Raw genomic sequence first — 19,004 nt, 5'->3', positions numbered from 1 at the left:
TTCAGCAATATTTCGTTCACGAATCAAACAGAATTGTCACAGCAAGGGAAAATAGTTTTGTACAAGCCTGTTTTCCTTCGGCCTTCTTGGACTAAGATAAGGAGTTTTACTCGGAAAATCTCATCTGAGCAAACAAACCGCCCCCGAAAACAGGAGACGGTTTATAATTTTACGTTGATATTCAGCCTATCTTAGGCTTGCTTGCTCAAAAAGGCTTGAACTTGAGCAATGGCATACTTACCGATATTGTAAACAGCCCAACCGCCTGCAACCAAGAGTGGTAGCGATACCACAATTACACGCCAATCCATAGTTTGTTTCCCCTCTTTAAAGTTTTATGAAGCAGCTTTCATCTTTAATTTATATTTTGCGATCAAGTGAGCAAAATTTCTAGAGTCTCGACGAAATTATTTCAAGGTAAAAGCGGAGGAGGGAAACCTAAATCTGTGCCTTTACCAGCGTGAACCAAAGCCAACTTGTGATAACGTTCGGCGTGGACGATTAATTCTTCGGCTTGTTCTTTTGAAACTTCGCGGACTCGTTTACCGGGGACACCTACGACTAAAGACAAAGGCGGAACATCTTTAGTTACAATAGAACCTGCACCAATTAAACTGCCTGCGCCGACTCTGACTCCATCTAAAATGACTGCGCCAATGCCAATTAAACAACCCCGTTCGATATAAGCGGAATGAACTACCGCCCTATGTCCAACGGTGACGTGATCTTCTAAAATTGTAGGTTGTCCGGGGTCGCCGTGTAAAACTGCCCCATCTTGAATATTAGTAAACTCACCAAGGGAAATTTTTTCCACATCGGCGCGAACTACAGCGTTGTACCAAATACTTACTCCCGATGCTACTTTTACCCAACCCATAACAGTGGCATTGGGGGCGATAAAAGCGGCCTTTGACAAATCGGGAGTAGGCCAATAGGATGACAAATTAGGGAATAAGGGGTTGATATTTTCCACAATCTGCGATCGTTCCTGATAAAATGCCTGCATAGCTCATGTCAGCTATAATAGAGCCATTGGTACCCATTCCACCGCAAAAAATGTTATTACTCACTTCATGATCAGCCCCGGTTTGCAATATCCCATATTTGGCCCCGAAATTCAGTGTCCCCACTGTCGTCAGATTATTCCGGCATTGACACTGACGGATACCTATTTGTGTCCGCGTCATGGGGCTTTTGAGGCAAATCCCACGAATGGGGAACTCATTCATCTGCAATCTGGTCGTCAATGGCGGCGGTGGAATAATGAGTGGTATCGTCAGCATACCCATCCCGATGGGATTAGGTTTGAAATTCACGAAGCTCTCGATCGCTTATATACTCAAGGTTATCGGGCAACGAGAGTGATTATTGCCCGTCGCTATCAAGAATTGATTAGTGGTTATTTGGAGAGAAGTACACCTTGGCGCGGACAGTCGGACTCTTCCCGCCCCAGACTTTACGGCTTACCCGTTGATTTTAGCCCAGACCCAGAAGAGGAACCCTGCTGGGAAGTAATTAATTTTGACTTGGAAAAGGAACCCGGTGTCCCGGTACGCTATCCTTATTACCGTTTGTTTGAATAGTGGTCATTGGTCATTTGTCATTAGTAAAAAATCGCTATTGACATAATTTAGAAATTATGCACCATGCTTCGATTCGTACTGCTAATATACACCGAGCGATCGCATTTTACGAACAGCTAGGTTTTACCGTCTGCGAACGTTTCACCACAGGTTACACCCTCGCTTGCTGGATGGAAGGTTTAGGTGGGCGCATCGAGTTAATTCAAATTCCCGAACCTCACCCTGCGCCAGATGCTTTTGGTGATGAACATTACGTGGGTTACTATCATTTATCTTTTGATTTAACCCATTCCACCCCCGACTTGCCCAGTTGGTTATCATCTTTAAAAGCACGTTTTGCAGAAGTTTCCCGCCAACAACCGGAACAACTCCCACCCCTAAAAGTGCTTTTAGAACCCACTCAGCAAGCGATCGGAAATCAAGTTTATGAAGTAACATTTATTGCTGATACTGATGGATTACCCTTAGAATTTATTAGAGTTCTGAGTCCTTCCTACCCGTCAACTGAACAATAAGAAACATTAAAACAATCAGGAATTTTCTAGTTAAGAGGCGAAAAGCTATTTCTGGAAATTAAGAAATCAGGATAAAGTTGGTAAAATACTCATCTGTTACTCAGTCTCCTGAGAAACTTGCTTTTAGTAAATCAACAAATAGCCTATTTTTTATTTCAACCAACAACAAAATGTATTTTTCGCCAAATAAACTATGTTTCTTTCATCATTGTGGCGTAAATATCGCCTTGGATTCATTTTTAGTTTCTGTCTGGGAACAACATTATTGTTTGCCAGCGTCGCAACTTCTACCCCACCTACCATTAGTCCCGACTTGCCAACTCAAAAATTTAAACCTAACGTAGAATTAGCACTTAATACTCCCCTACCTGCGCCTAATTTAACCGAAAATGTTCGCAAAACTGCACTAGAAAATGGTTTAACAGTTTTGACAAAAGAAGTAGCAATGGCACCTGTGGTTACAGTTCAAGTTTGGTATAAAGTAGGTTCGCGCAATGAAGAACCGGGAGTTAACGGTATTGCCCACCAATTAGAACATCTGTTATTTAAAGGGACAACCGATCGTCCCATTCAATTTGATTATTTGTTCAGTAGTTTAGGAAGTGAATCTAATGCTTTTACAGGTTACGATCAAACGGCTTATTATGGCACTGTAGAACGGGATAAACTAACAGCATTGCTAACTTTAGAAGCAGATAGAATGCAAAATGCCCGGTTAGATGCCCAAGATTTAGAACGGGAAAAAAGAGTAGTAATTTCGGAATTGCAAGGTTACGAAAATAGCCCAGAATATCGCCTGTATCGTTCTGTTGCTAAAGCGGCTTTTCCTAATAATATGTATGGTTTACCTGTAGGTGGAACTAAAGCGGATGTGGAAAAGTTTACGCCAGAACAAGTGCGATATTATTACGAGACTTTTTACAGTCCTGATAATGCCACTTTGTTAATTGTGGGAGACTTTCAAACGGAGCCCACTTTGCAAACAGTTAAAGAGTTATTTGGAAACATTCCCCGCCGGGGAGAAGCAGAAAGGAAAAAGCTGTTAGAAAAGCAACTAACTCCGGTTAATACTTTCTCTCCAACTACCAAGAGTAAAGCACCAATTTTATTAAAAGAACCGGGAAGTGTGCCTTTATTACAAATAATGTATCCTTTGCCAAAAGCAGGCGATCCTGACGAAGCTGCTTTGCAAGTGATGGATTATGTATTAACAGGAGGGCGCAGTTCTAGATTGTATGAAGCTTTAGTAGAATCAGGAATTGCTAACAGTGTGGAAGGGGAAGTTTCTAGTTTGGCGGGAATTGGTTGGTATGGACTTGCTGCTAGTGCTGCACCTAATCAAAGAATACAAAAAGTTGAAGGTGTGATTCGCCAAGTAATTACAACTTTGCAAAATGGAGGAGTGACGGCGGAGGAATTAAAAAGAGCAAAGGCACAATTTTTAGCAGGGGCAATTTTAGGAAATCGAGATATTAATTCTCAAGCTTCTCAATTGGGAGAAGCAATAACTACAACGGATGATTATCGTTATACTGATACTTTGATGGCAGCAATTTCGCAAGTTACTGCGGCAGATGTACAAAGAGTAGCGAAAAAGTATCTGACTCCAGCTAAAAGTGTTGTAGGATATTTTCAACCTACACAATTGCGGGAAGAAACGAAACCTCAAAGTACGAGGAATAGTCAAACTTCGGAAAGTTTTAATGCTGGTGGACGAGTAGATCCAGAGTTAGTTGCTAAGTATCTCCCAGCAATTTCTAGTACAGAAACACCAACTAAAAAAGTATTACCTGAGTCTTTTACTTTAGAGAATGGAATGCAAGTGTTGCTGTTACCTGAGAAAAGTACTCCCGCAGTAACTTTGAGTGGTTACATTCGTGGTGGTACAGAATTTGATCCGAAGAATAAGTCAGGTTTAGCGGGGTTAACGGCTGCGAATTTGATGAATGGAACTAAGACTAAGAATGTTTTAGCGATCGTCAAATCTTTGGAAAATATCGGTGCTAGTTTAGGTTTTGAGGAAGCAGCGGAAGGTGTCGGTATTGATGGCAGTAGTTTATCGGATGATTTGCCAACATTAATTAAAACTTTAGCTGATGTGTTGCAAAATGCGACCTTTCCAGCGGAGCAATTGGAAATTACCAGAGAAATGGCGATTTCTGATGTGGAACAAAGTAAAGATGACCCAGAATTTATAGCGTATAAAACTCTGCAACAAAAGGTTTATCCGCCAAGTCATCCATTTTATGATTTTCCCACAGTTAAGAGTTTGCGGAGTATTACTCGTGCGGATATTGTGCAGTTTTACAAACAGCATTATCGTCCTGATACGATGATTTTGACATTAATGGGAGATTTTGATTCGGCAACAGTGCGATCGCTAATTCAACAACAATTTGCTAACTGGAAAGCAACTGGTACTCCACCAGAAGTAACTTTTCCTGATGTGCCAATGCCGGAAAAAACTGTGCAATTAAATCCAGTAGTTCCGGGTAAAACTCAATCAATTACCTTCATGGGTTATCCGACAATTAAGCGTAACGATCCGCGTTATTATTCAGCACTAGTGTTTAATCACATCTTGGGTGGTTCAAGTTCTGCTAGTAAATTGCTCGAAGAAATTCGCGATCGCTTAGGTTTAACTTACGGCATTTATAGCAGCTTCAACGCAGGTAAACAAGCAGGTTTGTTTTTAATTAATATGCAGACTGCGCCAGAAGATGCGAAAAAAGCAATTTCTAGCACCTTGACTTTGCTGCAACAAGTTCATACTCAAGGCGTAACTAATGCAGAAGTAGAAAATGCCAAAAATTCTCTTTCGAGAAGTTACACTGTTGAATTGGCAGATCCAGATAATTTAGCTGGTGCCATTTTAATGAACCGAGTTTACGGTTTGGATATCTCAGAACTGCACAATTTCCCGCAACGAATTCAAGCCGTAACTACGGAAGAAGTGAACAAAGTTGCTAAAGAATTACTGCAACCTGATAATTTAATTATTGTCACCGCAGGGCCATCTTTATCCGCTTCCCGATAGTTCAAAACTATTATGTAGAGACGTTTCTATTATGTAGAGACGTTTCATGAAACGTCTCTACTACATACTAATTTTCATGAAACGTCTCTACTAATTTATAATTAAATACAAGTTTTTCATTTTTACCATGCTAAAAAAAATCATTCAGCAAACTTGGATAGTAATTTCCTTAACCCTCTGCTTAGTTGGAATATTTTCATTACCAGTAATTGCTGCACCTGCCACTTCCACTAATGTAGAAGTAGTAAAAGTAGATTTGGGTAATACTGCCAACGAATTGAAGTTTTTTCCTAACGAACTTAAACTAGTAGCAGGAAAACGCTACAAAATAGTTTTAAATAATCCTAGTTCGCAAAAACATTACTTCACCGCGAAAGACTTTGCTAATAATAGTTGGACGCAAAAAGTGGAAGCGGGGAAAGTAGAAATTAAAGGCGCAATTAACGAATTAGAACTTAAACCAGGTGCAACAGCAGAATGGGTATTAATGTATCATTCCCAATTCCACCCATCAGAGTATTAGCAAAATCATCGCCAAACATCAAATCGTGGGACGGAAGAGAAGTTAAAATTTACGGTAGGCATTGTATTTTTTACTCCACAGATGCTAAGATTCGGAAAGTAAATTATTTGTAGAATGCCAGGTTTTCAGCTGATGCTGGTTGAGCGGAAAATGCTGGTGTAGGTAGAGTGTTTACTATAAATAGATGTCCTGATTAGTTGTTTTAAATAAAGCTGTGGTTTCGCTAAATAACCACAGGAAATTGGGCTAAAGAAGGGATAATTTTTCTGCCTTCATTTAGCGGAAAATTATTTAATCTCTAGATGACGATATTTCTAATTTAGTTGGTTTCAATTGACTATAACTACAGTATTTCCACTAGTTATATTGATGTGGAGAGAAAAAGAGGTATTTTAGGACTTATATCATGTCCGCTTGATTAACCATCATGTAGAGACGTTATATATAACATCTCTACATTAGACCTCTCCAACAAAGAATCTCTTTCGGCAGGCAGGATGCCTACCCCACAAGAGTTTTTGGAGATATCTATTAGTTGGGGTGCGTTTAACCTGCGGTTAGTGCAACAAAGTTGCAATATCAGTTAACGTAGATTAAGACAAGATAATAAACTGTCAAACAGAAGTTAGGTAGTGGGTAGTGGGTAGTGGGAAAGTAAGATGTATGTTTGTGCTGATATCTTTATAAATCTTAGCTTTCAGGCTATATACTGTTACTAACTGCCAAATATTGACTACCGTCTACCTAACGCTCTCAATTACCACCCTTAGCTACCTGTTAATCTATGAACATTCTTGGCAATATACTCCCCCAACCACCAGCAGCCCCAAGCAATAAAAAACGTAGAGGAATTGAAATTAAGTCCCAGCGTGAGATTGATATTATGCGACAAGCCGCGAAAATTGTGGCAACGGTGCTCAAGGAGATTTCCCAGATGGTAGAACCTGGGATGACGACGGCTGACATCGATGCTTACGCGGAAAAGCGGATTCGGGAAATGGGCGCAGTTCCCAGTTTTAAAGGTTACATGGGATTTCCGGCTTCAATATGCTCTAGTGTTAATAATGAAGTGGTGCATGGTATTCCCAATGCCAAAAAAGTAATTCGCGCTGGTGATGTATTAAAAGTTGATACAGGTGCTTACTTTCAAGGTTTTCATGGTGATTCTTGCATCACTATTGGTGTTGGTGAAGTAACGCCAGAAGCGGCTAAGTTAATTCGGGTAGCGGAAGAAGCTTTATACAAAGGTATTGAACAAGTTAAAGCTGGTAATTATTTAATGGATCTGGCTGGCGCAATTCAAGATCATGTGGAAGCGAATGGTTTTGCTATTGTAGAAGATTTTACCGGACATGGTGTAGGGCGAAATCTACATGAGGAACCTTCGGTATTTAATTTCCGCACACGGGAAATGCCGAATGTGAAATTGCGGGCGGGAATGACTTTAGCGATCGAACCAATAGTAAATGCTGGTTCTAAGTTTACCCGGACTTTGCGCGATAAGTGGACTGCGGTGACTGTGGATAATGCGCTTTCGGCTCAATTCGAGCATACAGTTTTGGTGACAGAAGAGGGTTATGAAATTTTGACCGATCGCTCACAAGTTTAATTTCAGTGACAAGCAAAATATACTCGGAGGGAAGAAGAAATTCTCCCCTCTTTTTTGTTGGGGAATAGGGAACGGAATTCAGATTTTGCATCATTTCCAACACCCGCCTGCGAATCAATTCGCAGGCTAATAGCTAAACTCCACGCTCAGTGGACTAAAAACATAAGAATTGCGAATATGTTAGTCCGTTTTTAACTTGTGACAATTGCTTAATTGTCCACTCTCACTGACGGAAAAGTACGATTTTACTTTGTTACAAAGCAGTTTAAACAGGACGATGGGTAAAGTGTCAACTCAAATTTTAAACTTGGCTCAACTCTCATCTAAAGTGTGATGCAACTAAGTTAATTAGGCGATAAACTGGTTATGGATACTGGCTTAGATGAGGGTTCAATTACTTCAGAAAATGATCGTCAGCAAATTTTTCTTCCACCAGTGACAGATGCGATTATTCAACGGGCTGAAGAAGGTTTAGCGGCGGCGCGAGATCGGGAAGCTAAGGAAAGTGTACGGGAATCTTTGGCAAATGCAGAAGCAATGGCGCAAGGTAATTTCCATAAACCAGTAAATGGCGAATTGCGGCGATTATTCATCAGAACTATTATCCATTCTTTGTTTCGGGTAAAAGTGGAATACCCGGAAAGAATTCCCCAAGTTCCGGCAATTTTAGCACCCAATCATCTCAGCCATTTCGATCCTTTTCTGATTCTTTCAGAAATTCCGGCAAATCCTTTTTACTATATTTTAGGTGATGCTCGGACTCTTTATAATAAGTGGTGGAAACGAGGATTTTTGAGTTGGAATGGTGGTGTTATTCCGTTAGATCGTTTGTGGAAAGAAGAACTAGCAGTTATTGAAGGTGCTCGGAAAAATAGAGAAGATTTAGTAGATTTGGCTCAGGCGATCGCCCAAGATGTTCCTAATGGTAAATCTTTGCAAACACTCAGAAGATTAGACAAAATTATTCAAGGTATATTATCTCGTGGAAATGGGATGTTGATTTTTCCTGAAGGTAAATTGGGAACGGCGGAAGGTGAGTTATTACCGTTGAAGAAAGGAGTAGCAATTTATGCTTTGCGTGCGGGAGTGCCGATCGTTCCTGTAGCAATTATTGGCAGTAAAGATTTATATTTTAGAAAGCCAATAACTCTGAGATTTGGTGAACCTTTGATTTTTCCCCAATCTCAGCGACCAAAATCATCAGAAGTGCAAGCAGTTTTAGATGCTTTGCAAGCAGCTTTAATCGATTTATTACCTTCAAATTATCAGGAACAAAAGGGCATAAAATTATGGCGTAACTTCATTAATCACGCATTATTATGTTAAAAAAAAGTTTGTTGTAAGTGCTTTAGCACTATCTTGGAACACGCTCAGTGTTCACAACGAACTTTATAAAACGAACCTGAAAAATGTTTGAACCATGAATAAAGTTGATTTAGCATTTACTCCGGCTTTAGAACAGGCAAAACTAATTAAAGATGGCGAAGTTTCACCTTTGGAATTAGTTGAGGTTTATTTGGAACGTATCCAAAATTTAAACCCTCAATTAGGTAGTTATTTTACTGTGACAGCAGAAGCAGCTTTAGCAGATGCCAAGGCGAAAACTGAGCAGTTAGCAGTAAGTAAGGAAAATTTGCCGCCTTTTTTTGGGGTGACTATTTCAATTAAAGATTTGACTTCTGTAGCGGGTGTACCTTGTACTTATGGTACGCCAGTTTTAATGAATCAAATTGCTAGTTACGATGATGGGATTGTCAGCAAAATTAAAGCAGCTGGTTTTACTATTTTGGGTAAAACTGCTACTTCGGAATTGGGTTCTTTACCCTATACTGAACCGCTAGGTTTTCCGCCAGCGAGAAATCCTTGGAATTTAGAATATACGGCTGGGGGATCGAGTGGTGGTGCAGCGGCTTCGGTAGCAGCGGGATTAAGTGCGATCGCGCAAGGTTCCGATGGTGGTGGTTCAATTCGGGGCCCTGCAAATTGTTGCGGTGTGGTGGGAATTAAACCTTCTAGAGGTCGGGTTTCTTATGCGCCAGTGGGCGATCGATTAAGTGGAATTTCTGCCAATGGTCCGATCGCCCATACTGTAGCTGATGCCGCAGCATTACTCGATGTCATGTCTGGTTATATTACCGGAGATCCCTATTGGTTAGCCGATCCAAATCCCTCTTTTCTCGCTGCAACAAAGCAAAATCCTGGTTCTTTAAACATCGCTTTTTCTAACACCCTGCTACCAGTAGGTGAAGCCGATCCAATTTGTCAAAAACCTGTAAGAGAAACAGCAGAACTTTTGGCAGAAATGGGTCATAAAGTTACCGAAGTTTGCCCAGATTTTAATGGTTTAGTCGAACCATTTAGATTAGTTTGGCAATCAGGTGTAGTAGCAGCCGGACTGCCTTCAGTCGCCTTAGATAAAGTTAATAAATGGTTGGCAGAAAATAGTTGTGGCGCTGGCGAATATTTACAAGCTGTAGCGCAAATGCAAATAGTTGCACGGCGCATAGTTGCCTTATTTGACAATTTTGATGTTTTAGTATTACCTGTGTTTATGCACCCCACAATTCGGGTTGGTGAATGGGCAGATTTATCCCCAGAAGAAACTTTAGCAAAAGTTATTAATTGGGTAGCACCTTGTCCACCTTTTAATGCTAGTGGACAGCCATCGATTGCGATTCCAATGGGTTTTAATTCTGCTACAGGTCTACCTCTAGGAGTACAATTAGTAGGTCGTCCAGCAGCAGAAGCAACTTTGATTTCTCTAGCAACACAAATTGAAGCAGCTAAACCCTGGATGCAACATCATCCAACTTTAGCAACTTAAAAAGTTGTGAGTCTATGCGGCGAGATTCGATCTTTTACCAATTGTTCCAACAATCGCCAGAACTGTTGTTTGAGCTACTGGATAATCCTCCAGCCAATGCTCAAAATTACCGCTTTGATTCCGTTGCTGTGAAAGAACCCAAGTTTGAAATCGACGGGGTATTTCTCCCACCAGAATCGGAAACACCGGGAGTTGTCTATTTCTGTGAAGTTCAGTTTCAAAAGGACGAACAACTTTATGAACGATTGTTTGGGGAATTGTTTTTATATTTTTACCGTAACCGCGATCGCTTTGATGATTGGCAAGCTGTAGTGATTTATCCATCCAGAACCACAGAACAAAGCCAAACCCGTCCATATCAAGATTTACTGAATGGGAGTCGCGTTCATCGAGTGTACCTGAATGAACTGGGCGAAATGGCTCAATTGCCGTTGGGGGTTGCGTTAATGGTTTTGACAACGCTTCCAGAAACCCAAGCACCAATAGAAGCGCGAAATTTGCTCTTCCGTTCACGACAGGAATCACCCCCTCAAACGAGCCGTGCCATCATGGAGATGGTAACGACGATTATGGTTTATAAGTTCACAAATCTGAGTCGGCGAGAGGTGGAAGCAATGCTAGGAATCACGCTTGGGCAAACACGGGTGTACCAGGAGGCAAAAGCGGAGGGACGAGAAGAGGGAGAGCGATCGCTCATTCTACGCCTTCTACCCCGAAGAGTGGGAGAAGTGCCTGAGTCAATCAGAGTACAAATTAATACCCTATCTCTTACACAATTGGAATCTTTGGCAGAAGCATTGCTGGATTTCTCTAATCTGTCTGATTTAGAGACATGGTTGGCAGAGGAGCTCCCGAAGCAGGGGAAAATAATTTGAGTCCAACTAAAGGTACAGTCAAATAGGCTGACAAAGCAAATGGAATTAAGCATTTCTACAAATCAAACACTTGAATACTTGGAATGCGTTTTACGCTTTGAAAGTAGCTTCATGTCTGATGATATTTCATCTGAAGATTATGAGTATTTTTTTGAAGTTGCTAGGGAGCAGGGTTTAGATATTTCGGAAGCTTATGCTAGATTTGCAAAATTACAAACTCAAGTCCGAACTAACCAAACGAATACAGGGGGCTTTTTGTGTGCGATCGTAATTCAGACAACTCTTCTAGTTTATTTCCTCTCTGCCTTTGAAGTTCCTAACGCACACGCCACATTCTAATAGTGCTATCATCATCATCACTCAACATAGCTGGTTTTTCCGAACTGGTAAAATAAAACGAATTGTTATCTTTATTGTTGATGATTCGCAGCAATTTACCAGTATTTAATTGCCAAAATCTCACGGTGTTATCATCGCTACTACTAACTAAAGTTTGGTTATCGGGACTAATAGCTAGAGATAAAACTGACCCACTATGACCAGTCAAATGGTATAGTGGTGATGTTTGTGGTTTGCCATCTTTTCCTAATTTCCAAATTTTAATTGTTTGGTCAGAACCGCTACTAGCTAATGTTTTTCCATCTGCACTAATTGCCAGTGCATCTACCCAATTAGAATGACTTTTAAGAGTAGCAAGTAATTTACCAGTTTTAAGTTGCCAAATTTTAATTGTTTGGTCAGAACTAGCACTAGCGAAGGTTTGACCATCAGGATTCATCACTAAGGAAGCTACCCAATTGTGATGTGCTTTGATGCTGCGAAGCATTTTGCCATTGCTGGTTTGCCAAATTTTAATTGTGCTATCAAAACTACCACTAATTATATTTTCTCCATCTGGACTCATAGTAACTGCCATTACTGAACCAGAATGTCCGGTAAGACTTTGCAGTAATTTCCCATCATTTAAGTTCCAAACTTTCAGGCTATTATCATTACTACCACTGACTAAAGTTTGCCCATTTGAACTAATTTTTAAACTCAAAACTGCGCCTAAATGACCTGTCAGAGTTCGCAGTAAACTTCCGTGTTCTAAACACCAAATTTGAATAGTACCATCGTTACTACTGCTAGCTAAAAGTTTACCACCAGGACTAATAGCAAGCGATCGCACAGGTTCTAAATGACCTTGAAGAGTCCGCAGCAATTTCCCATTTACTAAATGCCAAACTCTAATGTCCTTAGAGTCACCAGTAATTAAAGTTTGTCCGTCGGGGGTAATAGTAAGTGTACGGACGTAATCAGCTTGACTGACGCGAGTGTTAACTAGTGGAGGGCGGGGTGGGGTAAACATTAATTTAAACTTATCTCCTTTTCTATAAATTTAAGGAATTTTAATTTCAGCTTCGCTTTTTGCACCCAAACTAAAGAACTTATGAATTTACCAACGTTGTTATTCCAAGTTGTTCACATTCATAGAGTAGGGGCGAAGCATTCCGGCAAATATCTTTGGGTTCAACCAACAAATTATTACCGGAATGCTTCGCCCTATTTGCCCGTGCGGAGTATACATTATCCGATCTTGAACCATTGTTTACTAATGATTTCAGCAGTGTTACGGAAATTTGCACCAGTTTCAGGGAAAGTAACAAATAATTTTGATTACTCTGTGATTATTTACTTACGCTGAAGTAACTTTAGTTCTTTGCGTATTTTTACAGGATAACTTGCCAAAATCAACCCTAATCCTACTGATTCTATCATAAGTAACCCATCTGCACTAGTAATTGCTGTGTCTTCCGGCTAATAAAATGGGGCAGTTAAGTTATTTCATGGTGAAAGTTTCTGCCCCATAGAGATTTTTTGTTCAGTTTATTATTGATGCCTAGAGAAGCTTATGTACCAGAACAGCGATCGAACCACTCCTGATAAGTTTTTTGATTTTCGGAACTTAAGAGCACCATTTCTACTCGCACTAATTGACAATCATGATGTTTTTGTTTAGCAATAGCATCTAATAAAAGACTGGCAGTTTTCGGAGAAACAAACTCGCCTTTGACAGTGTTGTTAGTGCTAGTTTGGTTCAAAGCAATTTCATTGCTTGTAGTAGCAACATTTTCTTGTAAACCTAAATCAACTTCGGCGATAATTTTGGGTTCGGGACTAACTTGTTCTACAATCAGTTTTTCATATTGAACTGGCACTTCTACCATGCGAGTTTCAATTTCTTTCCGCACAATTACTTCGCCTACTTTACGTTTTTGATGATTGATAACTAATCTTTCTTCTATTAGACGAATCACTTCTTCTTCGACAACATCTGTGCTGGATGAATCGGAAATTTCCGGATCGTTGACATAGCTATCAGGCAAACTTGTTTCCGTAACTTGTTCCTCTGTTGTTGGAAGTTCAGGGGATGCCAGAATTGGCTGAATCTCTGATTTATCAATACTTGTCAAAATGGCTTTATTCGGGTAATCAACTTGCTGAATCTGATTACTTGTTAGAGAAAAAGTGTACGACTGTGGCAAATCTGTTCCCAATATCAGCAAGTTAATTTGGCGAGTGTTACTCAAGTAAATATCCTTAATTATGCCTATTGGCAAACCTTTTTTATCCAAGACTCGGAAGTTGTGTAGCTTGTTTTTCAACTTAGCTAACAAAGCTTTAACTCGGAGATTGTGTGTCACGCTTTCCGGTTTTTTTGCCCCAGTTTGATTATCCATTGTTTCCCTCATTGTTAATTTGATGAAAGTCTATTTAAAAGTATAGGCAGAGCTTGATATTGCCCCGCCTGACTAGTTTTTAAGCGCTCATTTCAGTTAAGATTTTGGCAACTCGTGATTCCCAGTTGCTCAAATGCGATCGGTGTGTTCGATGATCGGATTACCCTCAGTATCGATATCTAATCTTTCCCGACGAATTGTTTCTTGGCGATCTACGGTATCGCGATCGACTACTTTCTTAATTGTCACTTCTTCACGCACAAAAGCTTCTTTATGAATGTCGGGAGTTTCTTCATAAATTTCCATGCGTACTACTTCTCCTTCGCGGAAGTCAGCGTCGCCCGGAGTAACTGTTCTCCCTGCATCCATCGGGGTAGTGCGTTCAATGATCACTCGTTCTTTTTCTACGGGAACTGAAACTCTAGCAGTTTCAGTTTCAACGTGCTTACCAATTGCTACTTCTCCTGCTTTGCGGCGAGTTTTGTTAGCAATTAATCGTTCTTCGTAGAGTCTAAATGTTTGGTGATCGCGCTCGTTCATTCCGAAGAATGTCGGTTCTTGTTCGTAAGTATAATTGTTGCGATCGAAGTTACGATAACCTGTAGTACCCATCGCTTCTGGAGTAGAAACTGCATAATCTGCATCTACAGGAGTATTGTAAGAATTGCGATATACATTTCGGACTCTTTCTTCGTAATCGTAATCTGCTACAGTGCGCTCGTTAAATTCTGGTAAATCCTCAGCTTGTTTTCTGGTGATATTGGTGGCATAGACGCGATCGGCATTATAATCGATGCGGGAAAGACCAACAGGTAATAAAACTTTCTTCCCAAAAATCCAAAATCCTAAATCAACTACCAAATAGCGAAAATGTCCTTCTTCATCAACTAAGACATCGCTGACAGAGCCAATTTTTTCATCAGCTTCAGTATAAACTCCAAAACCTTTAACGTCGTCACCTTCAAAGGTTTGGACATAATTAGGATCGAAGTCTTTCAGTTTCATTAATGCCATATTCTTATTCTCCATTAACCGATTTTATTTGATATCTCTTAACTTAATAAATTCACTTATTTATTTGCCTCTTCCTAGAGATGGAACTGATTGCTTATGGCTAAATTATTGATAATTGGCAATAATTTGCTAAATATTTAATTGGAATAATCTTTAATAGAACAGCTTACGCTTCCACCTTTTCAAAAGGCAAATGTAGCGCAAGCTGTGTTGGCTCTAGCAAAGCCGTATGCCGTAAAGTTCTACCAAGAAAACTTTATTCAGGGCGACGAATTGTTTCTTCTTTCAAACTACCCTGATTGTTGATATCCAACTCTTCACGACGCAGGGTTTCTTCTGCACTTACATTTTCCCGATCGACTTCTTTTCTAATAGTAACTTCTTCCCGCACGAAGGCTTCTTTACGAATTTCTGGCACTTCTTCGTAAATTTCCATGCGTGCCATTTCGCCTTCTCTAAAGTTAGTTTCGTTCACACTAGTTGCAGTTCCAGCATCTACAGGAGTAGTGCGTTCAATGACTACTCGTTCTTTTTCCACTGGTACAGAAACTCTGGCGGTTTCAGTTTCCACGCGCTTGCCAACTGCTACTTCCCCTGCTTTGTGGCGCATTTTGTTAGCAACTAAGCGTTCTTCGTACAATCTCAATTTTTGATGATCGGTTTCGTTGATCCCATACAAACTTGGCTGTTGTTCATAGTCGTAGGTATTGCGTTCATTAGCCGCAACTGTTGGTTGTGGAATAACAGCTGGTTGCAGAGTAGGTTCAGGATTATAAACTCCTCTTACTTGATCTTCGTAATCGTAATCGACTCTCTCAAGATCATCAAATTCAGGCAATTGTTCTACTTGTTCTTTGGTTAATCCAACTGCATAAATGCGTTCTGCGTTAGCATCAATGCGAGAGCGACCAACAGGTAGTAATACTTTTTTTCCAAATACCCAAAATCCTGTTTCTACAACAAAGTACCGGAAACGACCAGTTTCATAGTCAACTAAAACATCTTTAATTGTACCAATCTTTTCGTCACTGCGATCGGCATAAACATCCAACCCCTTGACATCTTCACCATCAAATAGTTCGTCACGGTAATTAGGGTAATAATTTTCAATCTTAGCTAACGCCATAATTTACTTCCTCGACTCTATCTACAAGATAATGTTATAAAAAAAATCCTTTAGATACCTCCTTCCAGCGAATTATTTCTTTTGTTTGCCAGTATGTCATCCGGGGGAAACAGTTACTTAGAATCTATTTAATCAGTAAATAAATCTTTATTTTACTTTGGCGCGTCAAATGCTACAATCAAAAATTTAAACAAATGATTAGGAAGTCGATCGAATTAATTTGGGTAAATAAATGCTGACGAAAAAGTGTTGAATTTAGGAAAAGAATCAGTAAATATTAGCATACAAAAATTTTTCCGAAAGTAAATGAATGGAAATGTCTAGTGAATTGTGGTTAAAAGTATTACAGCAGGAACGAGCGATCGCAGTAATTCGCGCTCAAAATTGGGAGCAAGGTTGTCTTATGGCGAAAGCTGTAGCAGCAGGAGGAATGAAACTGATTGAGATTACTTGGAATAGCGATCGCCCAGAAAAAACTATTAGTTATTTGCGCTCCGAGTTACCAGATTGTCAAATAGGCAGTGGCACTTTGTTAAATTTAGAACAGCTGGAAAAGGCGATCGCCTCTGGTGCAGAATTTCTTTTTACTCCCCACATTGATTTAACCTTAATCCAAACAGCAATTAAAGCGAATATTCCCATAGTTCCTGGCGCACTTTCGCCAACGGAAATTGTTACCGCTTGGCAAGCGGGGGCTAGTTGTGTAAAAGTATTTCCCATTCAAGCTGTAGGCGGAGTAAACTATATTCGTAGTTTACAAGGGCCATTAGGAAATATTCCTTTAATTCCTACTGGGGGAGTAACCTTAAAAAATGCCTTGGAGTTTTTGCAAGCAGGTGCGATCGCTGTCGGATTGGCAGGAGATTTATTTCCCCAAAATTTAATTAGCAAAGGAGATTGGCAAGCTATTAGCAGAAATGCTCAAACCTTAATGCAACAAATTAATGATTGACCCAATTAATTAATTTGATTAACATGAAATAAAATCCTCGACCCTGAGAGGTAAAAATAATGAATAAAACTCTTTCTTCCGTCTGGGTACGCTATTCTGGAGCATTATTAATCAGCACAGTAATTAGTTTCACCGGACTACCCGCGTGGTCAAACACCTCAGAGGCGAGAACAGCACAAGCCGATCGAATTGCTAATAAAATCTTAGAATTGCAAGAAACCGAACAACGCTGGATTCAAATTGACCTTTCCAACCAAAGATTAGTCGCTTGGGAAGGAACAAAACCAGTTTACGCCGTAATTGTTTCCACCGGAAAAACAGCAACCCCGACCGTTTTAGGAAGCTTCGCCATTCAAACTAAGCACCGCGTCGCCAGAATGACAGGCCCCGGTTATGACGTGCCTGATGTACCTCACACCATGTACTTTCACCGAGGTTACGCCATTCACGGTGCATACTGGCATAACCGTTTCGGCACTCCAGTCAGTCACGGTTGCATTAACGTAGCACCAGATCACGCCGCATGGTTATTTAATTGGGCGAGTGTCGGAACACCAGTGGTTGTGCATGAGTAGGTGATTAGGGACTGGGGATTAGGTACTGGGGAAAAAGAGAAATTTATTAACTTAAAACTTAAACTCAGATCTTGCTCCACTTTTGGAGGTAGATCTGAGTTTACCTCGTTCCCCGGTTCAACCAGGGAACGAGAAACGAGAAACAGAGGCGGAGCCTCTTGGTACTCTTATCTCAGTTAAAACTCTACCAGGATTTATTGATTTATATAATCTTCAGGATTAATCAAGAAATCTGGTAAATCTGTAAGCCCTAGTCAAACTTTCCCAGTCCCCAGTCCCCAGTCCCCAGTCTCAAAAACCTGGAATTTACTTACCAAAAATGTAGTTATACCTCAGAACTAGAAAACCTAAATTTAGAGGTTTACTTCTGTGAAATGAGGTAGCAAATTATGAACAGCAGAATTACTACCTTAAGTCGTTGCAGCGGCTTTTTGGTAAGTACAACATTAACTTTGGCGGCGTTATTTTCTTGGTCAATACCAGCTACAGTAGCGCAAAGTATGCGAAACCAAGAAAGCATTATTGCACAAAGAATTGCCAGATTGCAACAGTCAGAAAAACGCTGGATTGAAGTTGATCTTTCTGAACAAAAACTGATTGCTTGGGAAGGCTCAAATAAAATTTATACTTTAACCGTTTCCACTGGTAAGTCGGCAACTCCTACAATTACGGGGACTTTTACAGTCCAATCCAAGCACGTATCTGGTAGAATGCGAGGGCCAGATTACAACGTTCCTTATGTTCCTTATATTATGTATTTTTCTGGTGGATACGCAATTCATGGAGCGTATTGGCATAACCGTTTTGGTACGCCCGTTAGTCATGGTTGTGTAAATTTGCGAGTTTCAGAAGCAGAAAAAGTTTTCCAATGGGCTGCTGTGGGAACGCCTGTAATAGTACGTCGTTAACGGAAAGTTAGGAAAGATTTTTTTAGATTTGTAATTAAGATTTAAATCTGGCTCGTAAAAATTTACAAACTTAACAGTACAAAAGCCAAAGGAAGTTAAAAACAATACTCCTTTGGCTTGGCAATTTTTTAAGTTTTCTTTCTTAATTTTTTATTTGCTTTTCTAACTTTATAGAGTAATCTAGATGCCAAGGAGGATGTGAATTTATGGAAACAATCATTCGCTCAGCTTGGTTACGTCGTTCAGGTGCTTTTTGGGTAAGTTTAGCGTTAGTTATCACTAGTTTATTTGCTTGGTCTGTACCAACTTCGGCTGCATCAAAGTCAAGCCGGGTTAGATCGGGTCGTTGGATTGAAGTTGACTTATCCAGCCAGCGTTTATATGCTTGGCAAAATGGCAGAAGGGTTTACTCGATCCGCATTTCTAGTGGTAAGCGTGGTACTCCTACTCGTGTCGGTACTTATGCAATTCAAAGAAAGTATCGGGCAAAAACAATGCGAGGACGGGGATACGTTGCGCCTAATGTTCCTTATACCATGTTCTATTCTGGAGGTTATGCGATTCACGGGGCTTATTGGCATAATCGCTTTGGTACTCCAGTTAGTCATGGTTGTATTAATTTACCAGTCGGTCAAGCCCGTCAATTATATAGTTGGGCGGGGCCAGGAACAAGAGTGGTAATTCGCCGTTAGAAAAGTACGTTGTTGCGCTGAGAGCGCCTTTGGCGCTCTCAGCGCAAC

At 40.3% G+C, this 19,004-nt stretch carries 20 protein-coding genes; 14 read left to right on the top strand and 6 right to left on the bottom strand.

The window, feature by feature from the left end:
- Positions 1 to 191: 191 nt before the first annotated feature.
- On the bottom strand, positions 192 to 311 hold the full coding sequence (locus ACE1CC_RS32915) for a photosystem II protein Y (protein ID WP_413274658.1): 120 nt from the start codon (positions 309 to 311) through the stop codon (positions 192 to 194).
- Between the two features lie 101 nt (positions 312 to 412).
- The gene (locus ACE1CC_RS32910; RefSeq protein ID WP_413274657.1) at positions 413 to 1,006 is read right to left on the bottom strand and encodes a gamma carbonic anhydrase family protein; all 594 of its coding nucleotides are present in this window, start codon (positions 1,004 to 1,006) and stop codon (positions 413 to 415) included.
- Between the two features lie 67 nt (positions 1,007 to 1,073).
- Between ACE1CC_RS32910 and ACE1CC_RS32905 the strand changes: the two genes are divergently transcribed.
- From ACE1CC_RS32905 to ACE1CC_RS32865, 9 genes are all read left to right on the top strand, one after another.
- Complete coding sequence (locus ACE1CC_RS32905; RefSeq protein WP_413274656.1) at positions 1,074 to 1,583, top strand: TIGR02652 family protein; 510 nt, start codon at positions 1,074 to 1,076, stop codon at positions 1,581 to 1,583.
- A gap of 56 nt (positions 1,584 to 1,639) precedes the next feature.
- Entirely contained in the window at positions 1,640 to 2,098 is a 459-nt protein-coding gene (locus ACE1CC_RS32900) for a VOC family protein (RefSeq protein WP_413274655.1), read from the top strand.
- Between the two features lie 193 nt (positions 2,099 to 2,291).
- Entirely contained in the window at positions 2,292 to 5,135 is a 2,844-nt protein-coding gene (locus tag ACE1CC_RS32895) for a M16 family metallopeptidase (RefSeq protein ID WP_413274654.1), read from the top strand.
- Positions 5,136 to 5,262: 127 nt separating this feature from the next.
- Positions 5,263 to 5,658 carry a cupredoxin domain-containing protein gene (locus ACE1CC_RS32890; RefSeq protein ID WP_413274653.1) on the top strand — a complete coding sequence of 132 codons (396 nt, stop codon included), beginning with the start codon at positions 5,263 to 5,265 and terminating at the stop codon, positions 5,656 to 5,658.
- Between the two features lie 784 nt (positions 5,659 to 6,442).
- Complete coding sequence (map, locus tag ACE1CC_RS32885; protein ID WP_413274652.1) at positions 6,443 to 7,267, top strand: type I methionyl aminopeptidase; 825 nt, start codon at positions 6,443 to 6,445, stop codon at positions 7,265 to 7,267.
- Between the two features lie 366 nt (positions 7,268 to 7,633).
- Complete coding sequence (locus tag ACE1CC_RS32880) at positions 7,634 to 8,593, top strand: lysophospholipid acyltransferase family protein (protein WP_413274651.1); 960 nt, start codon at positions 7,634 to 7,636, stop codon at positions 8,591 to 8,593.
- Between the two features lie 94 nt (positions 8,594 to 8,687).
- Positions 8,688 to 10,091, top strand: coding sequence for an amidase (locus ACE1CC_RS32875; protein WP_413274650.1), 1,404 nt, complete (start codon positions 8,688 to 8,690; stop codon positions 10,089 to 10,091).
- A gap of 14 nt (positions 10,092 to 10,105) precedes the next feature.
- Entirely contained in the window at positions 10,106 to 10,966 is an 861-nt protein-coding gene (locus ACE1CC_RS32870; protein ID WP_413274649.1) for an Rpn family recombination-promoting nuclease/putative transposase, read from the top strand.
- 39 nt (positions 10,967 to 11,005) lie between these two features.
- Positions 11,006 to 11,305: a hypothetical protein gene (locus ACE1CC_RS32865; RefSeq protein ID WP_413274648.1), complete on the top strand. Its 300-nt coding sequence runs from the start codon at positions 11,006 to 11,008 to the stop codon at positions 11,303 to 11,305.
- Here ACE1CC_RS32865 and ACE1CC_RS32860 read toward each other — a convergent pair.
- Complete coding sequence (locus tag ACE1CC_RS32860; protein WP_413274647.1) at positions 11,283 to 12,317, bottom strand: WD40 repeat domain-containing protein; 1,035 nt, start codon at positions 12,315 to 12,317, stop codon at positions 11,283 to 11,285. The two genes, ACE1CC_RS32865 and ACE1CC_RS32860, sit on opposite strands and share 23 nt — an antisense overlap.
- A gap of 81 nt (positions 12,318 to 12,398) precedes the next feature.
- Here ACE1CC_RS32860 and ACE1CC_RS32855 point away from each other — a divergent pair, with 81 nt between their 5' ends.
- Positions 12,399 to 12,653, top strand: a complete 255-nt coding sequence (locus ACE1CC_RS32855; protein WP_413274646.1) for a hypothetical protein — start codon at positions 12,399 to 12,401, stop codon at positions 12,651 to 12,653.
- Positions 12,654 to 12,858: 205 nt separating this feature from the next.
- On the opposite strand, the gene ACE1CC_RS32850 is transcribed toward ACE1CC_RS32855, so the two are convergent.
- From ACE1CC_RS32850 to ACE1CC_RS32840, 3 genes are all read right to left on the bottom strand, one after another.
- On the bottom strand, positions 12,859 to 13,689 hold the full coding sequence (locus ACE1CC_RS32850; protein WP_413274645.1) for a YsnF/AvaK domain-containing protein: 831 nt from the start codon (positions 13,687 to 13,689) through the stop codon (positions 12,859 to 12,861).
- 129 nt (positions 13,690 to 13,818) lie between these two features.
- Positions 13,819 to 14,703: a DUF2382 domain-containing protein gene (locus tag ACE1CC_RS32845; RefSeq protein WP_413274644.1), complete on the bottom strand. Its 885-nt coding sequence runs from the start codon at positions 14,701 to 14,703 to the stop codon at positions 13,819 to 13,821.
- Positions 14,704 to 14,959: 256 nt separating this feature from the next.
- The gene (locus ACE1CC_RS32840) at positions 14,960 to 15,829 is read right to left on the bottom strand and encodes a DUF2382 domain-containing protein (RefSeq protein WP_413274643.1); all 870 of its coding nucleotides are present in this window, start codon (positions 15,827 to 15,829) and stop codon (positions 14,960 to 14,962) included.
- 316 nt (positions 15,830 to 16,145) lie between these two features.
- Here ACE1CC_RS32840 and ACE1CC_RS32835 point away from each other — a divergent pair, with 316 nt between their 5' ends.
- The 4 genes from ACE1CC_RS32835 (at position 16,146) to ACE1CC_RS32820 (ending at position 18,956) form a co-directional block, all read left to right on the top strand.
- Positions 16,146 to 16,781 carry a bifunctional 4-hydroxy-2-oxoglutarate aldolase/2-dehydro-3-deoxy-phosphogluconate aldolase gene (locus tag ACE1CC_RS32835; RefSeq protein WP_413274642.1) on the top strand — a complete coding sequence of 212 codons (636 nt, stop codon included), beginning with the start codon at positions 16,146 to 16,148 and terminating at the stop codon, positions 16,779 to 16,781.
- A 59-nt stretch (positions 16,782 to 16,840) separates the two neighbouring features.
- Positions 16,841 to 17,356, top strand: coding sequence for a L,D-transpeptidase (locus tag ACE1CC_RS32830; RefSeq protein WP_413274641.1), 516 nt, complete (start codon positions 16,841 to 16,843; stop codon positions 17,354 to 17,356).
- A 389-nt stretch (positions 17,357 to 17,745) separates the two neighbouring features.
- Positions 17,746 to 18,264, top strand: coding sequence for a L,D-transpeptidase family protein (locus tag ACE1CC_RS32825; RefSeq protein WP_413274640.1), 519 nt, complete (start codon positions 17,746 to 17,748; stop codon positions 18,262 to 18,264).
- A gap of 206 nt (positions 18,265 to 18,470) precedes the next feature.
- Entirely contained in the window at positions 18,471 to 18,956 is a 486-nt protein-coding gene (locus tag ACE1CC_RS32820; RefSeq protein ID WP_413274639.1) for a L,D-transpeptidase, read from the top strand.
- The last annotated feature ends 48 nt before the right edge of the window (positions 18,957 to 19,004 follow it).

It is taken from the genome of Floridaenema aerugineum BLCC-F46 (assembly GCF_041929345.1).
Classification (GTDB): Bacteria; Cyanobacteriota; Cyanobacteriia; order Cyanobacteriales; family Aerosakkonemataceae; genus Floridanema; species Floridanema aerugineum.
This window is presented reverse-complemented; position numbering and strand designations above follow the sequence as displayed.

Bases quoted from the DNA above. Each gene is read 5' to 3' on its own strand.
- ACE1CC_RS32915 (WP_413274658.1), bottom strand. From the start codon at position 311: ATGGATTGGCGTGTAATTGTGGTATCGCTACCACTCTTGGTTGCAGGC.
- ACE1CC_RS32910 (WP_413274657.1), bottom strand. From the start codon at position 1,006: ATGCAGGCATTTTATCAGGAACGATCGCAGATTGTGGAAAATATCAAC.
- ACE1CC_RS32905 (WP_413274656.1), top strand. From the start codon at position 1,074: ATGATCAGCCCCGGTTTGCAATATCCCATATTTGGCCCCGAAATTCAG.
- ACE1CC_RS32900 (WP_413274655.1), top strand. From the start codon at position 1,640: ATGCACCATGCTTCGATTCGTACTGCTAATATACACCGAGCGATCGCA.
- ACE1CC_RS32895 (WP_413274654.1), top strand. From the start codon at position 2,292: ATGTTTCTTTCATCATTGTGGCGTAAATATCGCCTTGGATTCATTTTT.
- ACE1CC_RS32890 (WP_413274653.1), top strand. From the start codon at position 5,263: ATGCTAAAAAAAATCATTCAGCAAACTTGGATAGTAATTTCCTTAACC.
- map (WP_413274652.1), top strand. From the start codon at position 6,443: ATGAACATTCTTGGCAATATACTCCCCCAACCACCAGCAGCCCCAAGC.
- ACE1CC_RS32880 (WP_413274651.1), top strand. From the start codon at position 7,634: ATGGATACTGGCTTAGATGAGGGTTCAATTACTTCAGAAAATGATCGT.
- ACE1CC_RS32875 (WP_413274650.1), top strand. From the start codon at position 8,688: ATGAATAAAGTTGATTTAGCATTTACTCCGGCTTTAGAACAGGCAAAA.
- ACE1CC_RS32870 (WP_413274649.1), top strand. From the start codon at position 10,106: ATGCGGCGAGATTCGATCTTTTACCAATTGTTCCAACAATCGCCAGAA.
- ACE1CC_RS32865 (WP_413274648.1), top strand. From the start codon at position 11,006: ATGGAATTAAGCATTTCTACAAATCAAACACTTGAATACTTGGAATGC.
- ACE1CC_RS32860 (WP_413274647.1), bottom strand. From the start codon at position 12,317: ATGTTTACCCCACCCCGCCCTCCACTAGTTAACACTCGCGTCAGTCAA.
- ACE1CC_RS32855 (WP_413274646.1), top strand. From the start codon at position 12,399: ATGAATTTACCAACGTTGTTATTCCAAGTTGTTCACATTCATAGAGTA.
- ACE1CC_RS32850 (WP_413274645.1), bottom strand. From the start codon at position 13,689: ATGGATAATCAAACTGGGGCAAAAAAACCGGAAAGCGTGACACACAAT.
- ACE1CC_RS32845 (WP_413274644.1), bottom strand. From the start codon at position 14,703: ATGGCATTAATGAAACTGAAAGACTTCGATCCTAATTATGTCCAAACC.
- ACE1CC_RS32840 (WP_413274643.1), bottom strand. From the start codon at position 15,829: ATGGCGTTAGCTAAGATTGAAAATTATTACCCTAATTACCGTGACGAA.
- ACE1CC_RS32835 (WP_413274642.1), top strand. From the start codon at position 16,146: ATGTCTAGTGAATTGTGGTTAAAAGTATTACAGCAGGAACGAGCGATC.
- ACE1CC_RS32830 (WP_413274641.1), top strand. From the start codon at position 16,841: ATGAATAAAACTCTTTCTTCCGTCTGGGTACGCTATTCTGGAGCATTA.
- ACE1CC_RS32825 (WP_413274640.1), top strand. From the start codon at position 17,746: ATGAACAGCAGAATTACTACCTTAAGTCGTTGCAGCGGCTTTTTGGTA.
- ACE1CC_RS32820 (WP_413274639.1), top strand. From the start codon at position 18,471: ATGGAAACAATCATTCGCTCAGCTTGGTTACGTCGTTCAGGTGCTTTT.